The following is a 9,593-nucleotide window of genomic DNA, read 5'->3' as shown; positions in this document are numbered from 1 at the left end:
CTTGCGCAGGTAATAGTCCTTGGCAGCCTTGGCCAAACTCAACACCGGCCACCCCCACAGCGGCAGACCCGTGAACCGAAAGCAACTCGTTGCAGATGCGTGTGTCGCCAAGGACTTTGGTTTTGGAAGCGGTCGATCCTGGTCGGGGCGTCTCGGTCGATCAGGTCTTGGTGTTCATCGATCGTGGTTGTGATAGATCGGGTGATCTCGCCCTCAGCAGCTGTTGAGAATCCGTACTGGCCGTGAAACGCTGGTTCGGTCCGTTCCCGATTCGTATCCGGGATCGTCGCCGACGCTGTTTCGATGCGTGGGTTCCAGAGATCCGTCCAGACGAACGCCAGGCCAGCGGTCACGTTCCGATCTTTGCGGTGCTCGACGCTGAAGACAGGGTCCATGACAGCCAGTAGACAGAACAACCCTGTCACCAGAGTGTCAGAAACCCTCTCACCAGAGTTTCAGCAACCCTCCAACCGCACCGCCGACAGCCACGGAGCGAACCGGTGTGCGCTGGTTTCGAACATTTCCAAAGAACCCACTGACCAGGCGAAACAGCCGAAATAGCAGCCCACTGACAGGCCTGTTGACACCCAAATGGCAACGAGATGAAAGGGTCCGATCGCACACTCGGGCAATGAACAACCTCGATCCGCTGCTCTCAGCCCAACAACTCGCCGACTACCTCGACGTCCCCGTCGCGACCCTCTACGCCTGGCGCTACCGCGGAGAAGGACCCCCCGGCTTCCGAGCCGGCAAACACCTCCGCTACCGACAAAGTGACGTCGACGAGTGGATCAACAACCAGCTCCTGGAAAGAGTACGTTGATGAAATGCCCCATACCAGTTGCGAGTACACGTAACCACCACGCGGCCGTGACGAATGCGCTTGGATAGGCAGGGACGCGAAAGGAGGTACGAGAATGGCCCATATCCAGCACCGACCCGGGAGGCGCCGCCCGTGGCAGGTGCGTTACCGAGACCCGACGGGTCGAGAACGAGCCCGGAGCTTTCTCCGGAAGTCGGATGCCGATCGATTCTCGGTCATCGTGGAGGCCGACAAACTGAGAGGCGAGTGGACAGACCCCCGACTCTCCAAGACGACGGTCGCCGAATGGTCCGACCGGTGGCTTCGCACCAAGGCCCACCTCAAGCCGAAGACCCTTGTCGGCTACAAGTCCAACCTGCGCGCTCATGTGCTGCCCACCTTCGGAGGTTTCGAGCTGCGTCACGTCGACCGTATGGCGGTCGAGGAATGGGTGGCCGATCTCCAGGCCTCTGGTCTCGGCCACTCTGGGGTGCGACAGGCTCGGCAGGTGCTCAACAGCATGCTCAAGCTGGCCGTTGAAGCCGGCTACCTGGTCGCCAACCCTGTGACTGGGGTGAAAGTCGCCCGCCAGGCCGATCCTGAGATGCTCTTCTTGTCGGCCGAGGAAGTTGAGCGTCTTGCGCTCGAGATTCGGGAGCCCTATGCCACGCTTGTGTATCTGCTGGCCTACGGGGGACTCCGATGGGGTGAGACGGCAGCGCTACGTCGCAAGCGGTGCCAACTACTGAGATCACGCATCGAGGTAGCCGAGTCCTTGTCGGAGGCCCAGGGCAAGATTCTCTTTGGCTCCACAAAGACGTACCGCACGCGGATGATCGTGGTCCCCAACTTCCTCCGTGACCTCTTGGCTGAACACCTCGCTCACCGGGTGGACGAGCATCCCGATGCGCTGGTCTTCACGTCGCTGCAAGGACAGCCACTCCGCAACTCCAACTTCCGTCGCCAGGTCTGGTACAAGGCGGTGGCTGGCGCGGGTCTCCCCGATGGACTCCGGATTCACGACTTGAGACACACGTGCGCATCTTTGCTCATCGCCCAGGGAGCGCACCCGAAGGCCATCCAGGTTCACCTTGGTCATTCGTCGATCTCGGTGACGATGGACCGATACGGGCACCTGTTTCCGTCCGATTCGGAGGCCTTGGCGACAGCATTGGATGCGGTGCGGAGTCAGGCTCTCGCGGACCAAATGCGGACCAAATGCGGACCAGACGTTGTGGCGCTCACAGCCGAATAGACGAAATCCCCTGTGATCACAAGGGATTTCGGTAGCACGCCCGGAGGGACTCGAACCCCCAACCTTCTGATCCGTAGTCAGACGCTCTATCCAAATTGAGCTACGGGCGCATGCCTTCGAGGCACCTGTAAAGGTAGTCGGGCCGACCGAAAACGGAAACTTCCCGTTCTGGTGACGGCTCACGGGAATAGTCCCCGTCAAGCGTCACGAGAACGGGCATTACGCTATTCCCATGACCACCTTCGACGATCTCCTCGACACTGCCGCCGCGTGGATCGCCGGTGACCCTGATCCGGCGACCCGCAAGGAACTTCAGGCCGTAATCGACTCCGGCGACTTCGACGACCTCGCCGATCGCATGCACGGCACTCTCGAATTCGGCACGGCCGGCCTGCGAGGCATCGTCGGCGCCGGTTCCAACCGGATGAACCGTGCCGTCATCATCCGGGCAACCCGCGGCGTCGCCGACCACGTCCTCGCCAACAACCCGGGTCTGGTCGTCGTCGGCAGGGACGCTCGACTCTCCAGTCCGCAGTTCCTCGAAGACACGATCGCCGTCCTGGCGGCAGCCGGAGTCCCCGTGCAGTACTTCGACGCCCCGGTCGCTACTCCGATCGTCGCATACGCCGCTCGGGTGCTCGGCGCGCAGGCCGGGATCATCATCACCGCGAGTCACAATCCGGCCGACTACAACGGCTACAAGGTGTACGCATCCAACGCCGTGCAGATCGTGCCGCCGACCGACACGGAGATCGCCGCGGCGATCGACCGGGTGGGGCCTGCCGTCGAGGTGCCCCGTCACGACGACCCGTTCCACGCGGACGGCGTCGAGCGCATCCCCGACGATCTCCTCGATCGTTACCTGGCAGATCTCCAAGAGGCTCGCGGCAACGCGAGAGCGGAACAGGACCTGCGGATCGTCTATACGCCGATGCACGGCGTGGGCTGGCGTTTCTTCGAAAAGGCGATGCACCGAGCCGGCTATCGCCATGTCGCACCCGTCCCCGAACAGGTCGAACCCGACGGACACTTCCCGACCACGCATTTCCCCAACCCGGAGGAGCCCGGCGCTCTCGATCTCGCTATTGCCTTGGCGGAGCGCACCGATGCCGACATCATCCTCTCCAACGACCCGGACGCCGACCGTCTCGCTGTCGCCCTTCCCTTCGATGGAACCTGGGGCGGGCTCACCGGCAACCAGATCGGCTGTCTGCTGGCCGACTACGTTCTCGAGCGCTGGCCCGACCCGGATCGCCCGATGGTGATCGAGAGCATCGTGTCCTCACCGATGCTCGCCTCCATCGCACAGCACCACGGCGCCCATTTCGATCAGACGCTCACCGGCTTCAAGTGGATCTGGAACGCCGCTCTCGACCTCGAAGCGGCAGGCACCGGCCGCTTTGCCTTCGGATATGAGGAGGCACTCGGATACTCGGTAGGCCGTGCCGTCCGTGACAAGGACGGCATCAGCGCAGCCGTCGTGTTCGCAGACCTCGCCTCGGCCTGTCGTGCAGAAGGCATCACCGTGCTCGACCGGTTGGAACGCCTGTATCGCAATCATGGCCTGTGGGTGAGCACCCAGAAGAGCATCGTGCGCCCGGGAGCGGAAGGCATCGCAGAAATCGATGCGGCGATGGCACTGCTCGAGGAACGGGTCCCCGGTCAATTCCACGGCCGAGCTGTCCTAGGAGCAACGGACTTTCGAGTCGGAGCCGACCGCAGGCCGCGCTGGCTGGGAGCGACCCCCCTCGTCGCTTTCGACCTCGACGGCGATGCCAGAGTGCTGATTCGACCGAGTGGAACCGAACCGAAGCTGAAGATCTACGTCGATCTCCGTGCACACCTTGGTCCAGACGACTCGGTGACGGACGTGGAGCAGGACGCCTTGGAGGCTGCAACTCGGATCGCCGAGGCTGCAGCGGCATTCGTAGGGCTCGCGTGAGAAGCCCGGCTTTTGCCGGGCTTCTTGGCGGAGAGGGAGGGATTTGAACCCTCGAGGGAGTATTAGCCCCCTACTCGCTTAGCAGGCGAGCGCCTTCGACCGCTCGGCCACCTCTCCAGGTTCGCCCGGCCATGCCGGACGTACGGGTAACTGTACCTGGTTGGAAACCCACACCGGACCGGCCAGGACGGAGGTGTTCGCCACGATCCCTGGCCGTGTCGTCGGTGGCGATGGGCGTGACATACGGATCACGGCCGGGACGACCAGCAGCAGGATCAGGGCGATGACCAGGATCAGCGCGATGATCCGCACTGCCCTGTTGAAACGCGGCGTCACCTCCGACATATCATCCAGCCAACGTGGTTCCATGCGCCAACGGTATCGTACGAAGACGCTATCGGCGGAGGCCGACATGAGGAACCGGAGGGCACGCCGATGATGACCGGACGGGAACTGGCCCCGAACCCTCGACGACTCGTCCAACTCTTCGGAACGGCCGACGACCTGCTTCCACTCTGGATCGCCGAACCGTACCTTCCCCTCTCCCCAGACATTGTCGCCGCCATGGAAGACCGGGCACGTGCCGGCTGGTACGGATATGAGACCAGACCTGACAGCGTCATCGGTGCCTTCTGGGACTGGATGAGTGCCCGCCACGGCTGGGACGGCGCCGGCCTCGCCACATCGGTCAGCCCGAGCGTCGGCACCTCCATCGGTGTGCTCATCGATATACTCACCGAACCGGGAAGTGGCGTGATCCTGCAGCCACCGGTGTTCACCGACTTCAAGCCGCTCATCGTGTCCGCCGGCCGCCAGGTGGTTCGCAACCCACTCGCGCTCCACGCCGGCCGCTATCGGATGGACCTCGACGACCTCACGGCGAAAGCCGCCAACCCGAATGCGAAGCTGCTCATCCTCTGCAACCCGCACAACCCGGTCGGACGGCTCTGGACGGAATCCGAACTCCGATCCGTCGCCGAGATCTGTGCCACCAATGATGTTGCCGTCATCGCCGACGAGATCCACGCCGACCTGGTACTCGGGGAGAGCCGGTTCACCCCCTTCGCTGTGTCCGCCGCCGGAACCGGCGTGTCCTGGGCGGCCACGCACGGCCCTGTCAAGACCTTCGGGCTCGCCGGTATCTGCGACACGCTGCTCATCACCGACGATCGGGACCTGTCGGACCGATTCCGACGACACAGCTCCCGGTTCCACCTCACCCGGAACAACGTGTTCGCCACGGTCGCCTTCGAGACCGCCTACCGCACCGCGGGACCTTGGGTCGACGAACTCCTCGAACTCGCCGGTGAGAACTTCGAGCTACTCGCTCGAGAGTTACCCGACGACATCCGGCTCATCCAACCAGAGGCGACGTATCTCGCCTGGCTCGATTTCCGGGCACTCGGTCTCGACGTGCCGGAGCTCGCCCGGTGGATCACCGGTGCCGGACTCGCTCTGAGCCCGGGCCACTGGTTTGGAAGGGAGGGTGCCGGGTTCGCCAGGATGACGATTGCGGCGCCGACCGACATTCGAAGAGGCGGCGCGGCGCCTTACCGAGGCGGTTCGATAGACCCGATCAGTGTACGGTGAAGTGCGTGACCGTCGTCTCCCGGTCGACGAGGTAGCGGTCGTCCTCCGGGTAGAACACAGCCTGGTCGATGTCAGTCCCGGCGAACGCCCCGATGGCGTCGTACGAGTCCCAGAAGCTGACGGTCAGGAACTCCACTCGGTCGCCGTCAGGCCGGCTCACCAGATAGGCGCCCTTGTTGCCCGGGGTCGCCTTGTACTCGGCGATGCCGGTCCCCAAGATGTACTCGGCGTATGCCTCCCGATCCGCGGGTCGGGTCCAGCCACGCCACATACGCATGATCATCTCGGATCCTCTCTCGTCAGTCGCGGAGGGAGTGGGATTCGAACCCACGGAACCCGTAACCGGGTTCAGCAGTTTTCAAGACTGCCGCCTTCGTCCGCTCGGCCATCCCTCCAACGCGACGACGGTGCCACCGCCGCACGGACTACAAAGTACTAGGTGCGAACTACGAAGCGGCGCGACCGCCCGGCGTCTCTGCGGAGGGAGAGGGATTTGAACCCTCGAGGGAGCGTGAACCCCCTACACGCTTTCCAGGCGTGCGCACTAGGCCAGACTATGCGATCCCTCCTGAGTTCCCATAGTGTAGGGGTGATGAGCAACACCGGATTCGACGCGGCGATGCGCGCCGCCCTCTCGGAAGCGTCGAAAGCCACGGGTCATGACGACGTCCCCGTCGGAGCGATCATCATCGACACGGCGTGGGAAATCATCGCCGCCGACCACAACCGGACGGTCCAGCGATCCGACCCGACCGCCCACGCCGAGATGCTGGTCATCTCGACGGTGGCGCAAGAACGGGGCGACTGGCGTCTGAACGGGCTCACCCTCGTCGTAACGCTGGAACCGTGCCCGATGTGCGCAGGCGCCGCAGTGTGGGCCAGGCTCGACAGGATCGTCTACGGCGCTCCCGACCCGAAGGCAGGGGCGGCCTGGAGCCTCTACAACATCCCTCAGGATGCCCGCCTCAACCATCGGTGTGAACTCACGGCGGGAGTCATGGCCGACGAGAGTGCTGCACTGCTGTCGGAGTTCTTCCGTTCACGCCGCTGACCAGGGCTCGCTTCGCTCGCTTCTTGCGTACTTCGTACTTGGCATCGCAGGCATGAGGTGATGCAAGACAGCGGGGCGAGTGACGCTACTTCTGGCTGACAGCTCTTCGTCGGCAGATCGACGCTGGTGGCTGTCAGCTATCTGCCGGCGTAAGCCACACCGGGTACTCGCGAACGTTGATCTGAAAACCGTCTCTCGCCGAGTCCTCCCACACGATCACACTCCCCCACTGCGGTGCATCGACGTCATAAGGGATCGCCGTGCCGAACGTTCCCCAGCCCACTCCGTTGGTGGCCATCAGGTACGGCGGCTCCGCAATGATCAGTCCCTCTTCATCCGTGATTGCCGCTTGAAACGTTGCTTCGAACACGGCTGCCATCCCTTCGAGATGGGCAGGATTCCCCAAGACGCCCCCGTAGGTCGGCTGGTCGAGGAAGATCAGCGGGAGGAAATCCAGAAAGTCGGCTCGACTCCGGGTTCCTTCCAGGTCGAGACCTTCGCTGGAGAACGTGCTGACCGGTTCACCGTCGACTTTGAACATCACCGAGTCGACTTGCTCGTACCTGGTCGCAGTGAACACCACCTGCGCGAGCCTCCCCTCCACCGAAAAGGAACCGCCGCCCGACTCGAATTCTCCCGACAGGTCGACCGTGGCCACTCCGTCGGCAACCGAGACCCCGAGGAGTTCGGTTCCGACCGGAATCGTGGAGCTCATCGCGGGCACCGCCTGGCGTTCCTCCGGCATCGGTCCCTCGAGAAGGACTCCCAACGCCGAAGCGAGGCCGTCGTCCGGAGCAGTCCGATCGACCGGCACGAGTGATGGACCGGGGCGGCTGACCTCACCGACGTCGTCCAGCAGGAAGTAGACGGTCACGTGGCTCTCGTCGGGAACACTCGTCGAAGTCGTCTGGAGCGATGTCGTCGAAGTCGTCTCGGGTGTTGTCGAGGGGGGAACCGAGGCCGGGACCGCCGAAGTCGTGGTCGGTTGGACGCTCGGCCCCACAGCGCAGCTCGCTCCCACCAGGGCGAGCGCCACAATGATCACTCGGCGCATGACGCACCTCTCCTTCCTTGGTGACCCAATCTCAACATCGGCTCACTCCACGATGGGTTCCCTGTCCACCGGACACGTCATACATCTCGGTCCACCCCTCCCCCGGGGTAGTTCATAGGACGGAATGCGGTGCACGGTCACCCCGGCATCCTCGAGAATCCGGTTGGTCACCACATTACGCTCATACGCGACGACCTCGCCCGGAGCAATCGCAAAGGTGTTGTTGGCGTCGTTCCACTGCTCCCGATCTGCCTCTGCCTCCCTCAGCGCCGGTTCGATCACCCGCATCCGAGCAATGCCGGCGGCCCATGCGAGCCCTTCGGCCAGACCGGCAACTTCCCGAGTCTTCGGGTGGCCATCGGGTCCCGGGGTCACTCTGAAACACCGAACACGGGCCTGAATCCTCGGATACATCACGGCGGCATCACCATCGACCATGGTCACGACCGTATCGAGATGCATCGTTGCCCTTCCCTGCGGCAACTCCACTGCCAGGACCCGGTCTACGGCGTCCTCTTCGAACAATCTGGCGATCATGGCCCCTGCCCCCGATGGGGACGTTCGTTCCGATATGCCGACCGCCAAACCTCGCTCTCCCACAACAAGGACATCGCCACCTTCGACCGATGCGGGGAAGTGGTCTCCCGGCCGATCTCCGAACCAGATCGGCGCCCCGGCGAACCGTGAATGATGCTGATACACGAGTTTCAGCAATGCAGTCTCTCGCCGCCTGACGATGCGATTCATCGGGCTCAAGATCACCCCGTCTCCGATCCACACGGAAGAATCCCGCATGAACACGGCGTTGGGGATCGGGGCAAGTACGAAGTCGTCGGGTCCATGCAACGCTGCCACCAGACCGTCGGTCTCCCCAACGTCTCCGAAGGTCACACCCCCGATGAGATGGCTCACCAGAGCACCGGTGTCCAGGTCGGCCAGGAATCCCCTCACCCTGCCTGCCAGCCGGCGCCCGCAGAGGTCATCGCCGACTTGATCGGAGATGAACGCTTCGGCGACGTTGCCGTCGCTCAGGACCGTTTCGAGAAGGCTTGTCAGATAGAGGACATCGATCCCTGCGTTGGCCAAGGTCGCAGCAAAGGCGTCGTGTTCATCCTGGGCCTTCTCCACCCAGATCAGCTCGTCGAAGAGCAGCTCGTCCTTGTTCGAAGGAGTCAGCCGCTCCAGTTCGAGGCCTGGTCGATGGACGATGACCGTGCGGAGCCGTCCTGTTTCAGAGCGAATCATGCACTCATTCTCACAGAGGACGGAACCATGTGCCGCAACGGTACAATCTCCGGCTGCCGGAGGGATCGCATAGTCTGGCCTAGTGCGCGGCACTCGAAATGCCGTAGGGTGTTACCACGCCCTCGAGGGTTCGAATCCCTCTCCCTCCGCTGAAGGACGGCCGCTCGCAGGCTTCGTTCTCCTTCCTCCTCGGGGGGAAGCGGGCTCGCCGAGGAACGAGCCGAGGTCGATGACGTGTACCCGCGCGATTCGAAGCCCTCTCCTTTCGCCGAACTGGCATCCTTCAGACTCGATTACCATCACCGGTGATCGTGCTAGGCGGGGCGCTAGGGGTGCCCTGAACCCGAAACCCTCTCTATGCGGGGCCGAATACCCTGCCCGAGGCCATCTGTCTTTCGGGCAGCACCGGGCACGTAGCGTTGAACGTTGGGTCCTGCGCGGCAGGGCACCGTGAACCGGGTCAGGTCCGGAAGGAAGCAGCCCTAAGCGGGCCGCCCTGGGTGCCGCAGGGTTGCCTGACTGGAGCCAACGACTCGGAACGCGCCGGGGGACCGGCGGTCGACGGCAGGGGCACGATCACTTCTCGGCCCACGGCTGTCAGCCAACGGACAGCCACATGTTGGCGCTCGGTAGTCTGGACGGATGGAATTGGAC

Annotated in this window: 10 protein-coding genes, 5 tRNA genes and 1 other RNA gene; 8 read left to right on the top strand and 8 right to left on the bottom strand. The window is 63.5% G+C overall.

Annotated features, from left to right (window positions below; all coding sequences use genetic code 11):
- The first annotated feature begins 242 nt into the window (after positions 1 to 242).
- The 3 genes from GWP04_11985 (at position 243) to GWP04_11975 (ending at position 2,057) form a co-directional block, all read left to right on the top strand.
- The gene (locus GWP04_11985; GenBank protein NIA26268.1) at positions 243 to 407 is read left to right on the top strand and encodes a hypothetical protein; all 165 of its coding nucleotides are present in this window, start codon (positions 243 to 245) and stop codon (positions 405 to 407) included.
- 224 nt (positions 408 to 631) lie between these two features.
- Positions 632 to 823, top strand: a complete 192-nt coding sequence (locus GWP04_11980; GenBank protein ID NIA26267.1) for a helix-turn-helix domain-containing protein — start codon at positions 632 to 634, stop codon at positions 821 to 823.
- A gap of 94 nt (positions 824 to 917) precedes the next feature.
- Entirely contained in the window at positions 918 to 2,057 is a 1,140-nt protein-coding gene (locus GWP04_11975; GenBank protein NIA26266.1) for a tyrosine-type recombinase/integrase, read from the top strand.
- Between the two features lie 35 nt (positions 2,058 to 2,092).
- Here GWP04_11975 and GWP04_11970 read toward each other — a convergent pair.
- A tRNA-Arg gene (locus GWP04_11970) sits at positions 2,093 to 2,167 on the bottom strand.
- Positions 2,168 to 2,289: 122 nt separating this feature from the next.
- On the opposite strand from GWP04_11970, the gene GWP04_11965 reads away from it, so the two are divergent.
- Positions 2,290 to 3,999 (top strand): phospho-sugar mutase, encoded by a 1,710-nt coding sequence (locus GWP04_11965; protein ID NIA26265.1) that lies wholly within the window; start codon positions 2,290 to 2,292, stop codon positions 3,997 to 3,999.
- Positions 4,000 to 4,024: 25 nt separating this feature from the next.
- On the opposite strand, the gene GWP04_11960 is transcribed toward GWP04_11965, so the two are convergent.
- Together GWP04_11960 and GWP04_11955 are read right to left on the bottom strand one after the other, a co-directional pair.
- Positions 4,025 to 4,116: transfer RNA gene (locus tag GWP04_11960), tRNA-Ser, on the bottom strand.
- On the bottom strand, positions 4,078 to 4,368 hold the full coding sequence (locus GWP04_11955; GenBank protein NIA26264.1) for a hypothetical protein: 291 nt from the start codon (positions 4,366 to 4,368) through the stop codon (positions 4,078 to 4,080). The genes GWP04_11960 and GWP04_11955 overlap by 39 nt, the downstream gene beginning before the upstream one ends.
- 66 nt (positions 4,369 to 4,434) lie before the next feature.
- On the opposite strand from GWP04_11955, the gene GWP04_11950 reads away from it, so the two are divergent.
- A complete protein-coding gene (locus GWP04_11950; GenBank protein NIA26263.1) occupies positions 4,435 to 5,589 on the top strand; it encodes an aminotransferase class I/II-fold pyridoxal phosphate-dependent enzyme in 1,155 nt (384 codons plus the stop codon).
- Here GWP04_11950 and GWP04_11945 read toward each other — a convergent pair.
- The 3 genes from GWP04_11945 to GWP04_11935 all read right to left on the bottom strand — a co-directional run bounded on the left by GWP04_11945 (position 5,576) and on the right by GWP04_11935 (position 6,158).
- Entirely contained in the window at positions 5,576 to 5,872 is a 297-nt protein-coding gene (locus GWP04_11945; protein ID NIA26262.1) for a hypothetical protein, read from the bottom strand. The two genes, GWP04_11950 and GWP04_11945, sit on opposite strands and share 14 nt — an antisense overlap.
- A 23-nt stretch (positions 5,873 to 5,895) precedes the next feature.
- Positions 5,896 to 5,984: transfer RNA gene (locus GWP04_11940), tRNA-Ser, on the bottom strand.
- A gap of 83 nt (positions 5,985 to 6,067) precedes the next feature.
- Positions 6,068 to 6,158: transfer RNA gene (locus GWP04_11935), tRNA-Ser, on the bottom strand.
- 50 nt (positions 6,159 to 6,208) lie between these two features.
- Between GWP04_11935 and GWP04_11930 the strand changes: the two genes are divergently transcribed.
- Complete coding sequence (locus GWP04_11930; GenBank protein NIA26261.1) at positions 6,209 to 6,640, top strand: tRNA-specific adenosine deaminase; 432 nt, start codon at positions 6,209 to 6,211, stop codon at positions 6,638 to 6,640.
- A 133-nt stretch (positions 6,641 to 6,773) separates the two neighbouring features.
- Here GWP04_11930 and GWP04_11925 read toward each other — a convergent pair whose 3' ends face one another.
- Both GWP04_11925 and GWP04_11920 read right to left on the bottom strand, forming a co-directional pair.
- Positions 6,774 to 7,694 carry a hypothetical protein gene (locus GWP04_11925; GenBank protein NIA26260.1) on the bottom strand — a complete coding sequence of 307 codons (921 nt, stop codon included), beginning with the start codon at positions 7,692 to 7,694 and terminating at the stop codon, positions 6,774 to 6,776.
- Positions 7,695 to 7,736: 42 nt separating this feature from the next.
- Positions 7,737 to 8,939 (bottom strand): arginine deiminase, encoded by a 1,203-nt coding sequence (locus GWP04_11920; GenBank protein NIA26259.1) that lies wholly within the window; start codon positions 8,937 to 8,939, stop codon positions 7,737 to 7,739.
- A 58-nt stretch (positions 8,940 to 8,997) separates the two neighbouring features.
- Here GWP04_11920 and GWP04_11915 point away from each other — a divergent pair.
- A tRNA-Ser gene (locus GWP04_11915) sits at positions 8,998 to 9,088 on the top strand.
- A 160-nt stretch (positions 9,089 to 9,248) separates the two neighbouring features.
- Positions 9,249 to 9,515, top strand: an RNA gene (gene ffs, locus GWP04_11910) — signal recognition particle sRNA large type.
- Positions 9,516 to 9,593 lie beyond the last annotated feature (78 nt).

It is taken from the genome of Gammaproteobacteria bacterium, from assembly GCA_011682695.1.
In the GTDB taxonomy this organism is placed as follows: Bacteria; Actinomycetota; Acidimicrobiia; order Spongiisociales; family UBA4744; genus BMS3Bbin01.
The sequence above is the reverse complement of the archived record's forward strand: the minus strand, read 5'-3'. Positions and strand labels throughout refer to the sequence as shown.

Coding starts and splice junctions, on each gene's coding strand:
- GWP04_11980 (NIA26267.1), top strand. CDS start 632: ATGAACAACCTCGATCCGCTGCTCTCAGCCCAACAACTCGCCGACTAC.
- GWP04_11945 (NIA26262.1), bottom strand. CDS start 5,872: ATGATCATGCGTATGTGGCGTGGCTGGACCCGACCCGCGGATCGGGAG.
- GWP04_11965 (NIA26265.1), top strand. CDS start 2,290: ATGACCACCTTCGACGATCTCCTCGACACTGCCGCCGCGTGGATCGCC.
- GWP04_11975 (NIA26266.1), top strand. CDS start 918: ATGGCCCATATCCAGCACCGACCCGGGAGGCGCCGCCCGTGGCAGGTG.
- GWP04_11950 (NIA26263.1), top strand. CDS start 4,435: ATGATGACCGGACGGGAACTGGCCCCGAACCCTCGACGACTCGTCCAA.
- GWP04_11930 (NIA26261.1), top strand. CDS start 6,209: ATGCGCGCCGCCCTCTCGGAAGCGTCGAAAGCCACGGGTCATGACGAC.
- GWP04_11925 (NIA26260.1), bottom strand. CDS start 7,694: ATGCGCCGAGTGATCATTGTGGCGCTCGCCCTGGTGGGAGCGAGCTGC.
- GWP04_11955 (NIA26264.1), bottom strand. CDS start 4,368: ATGGAACCACGTTGGCTGGATGATATGTCGGAGGTGACGCCGCGTTTC.
- GWP04_11920 (NIA26259.1), bottom strand. CDS start 8,939: ATGATTCGCTCTGAAACAGGACGGCTCCGCACGGTCATCGTCCATCGA.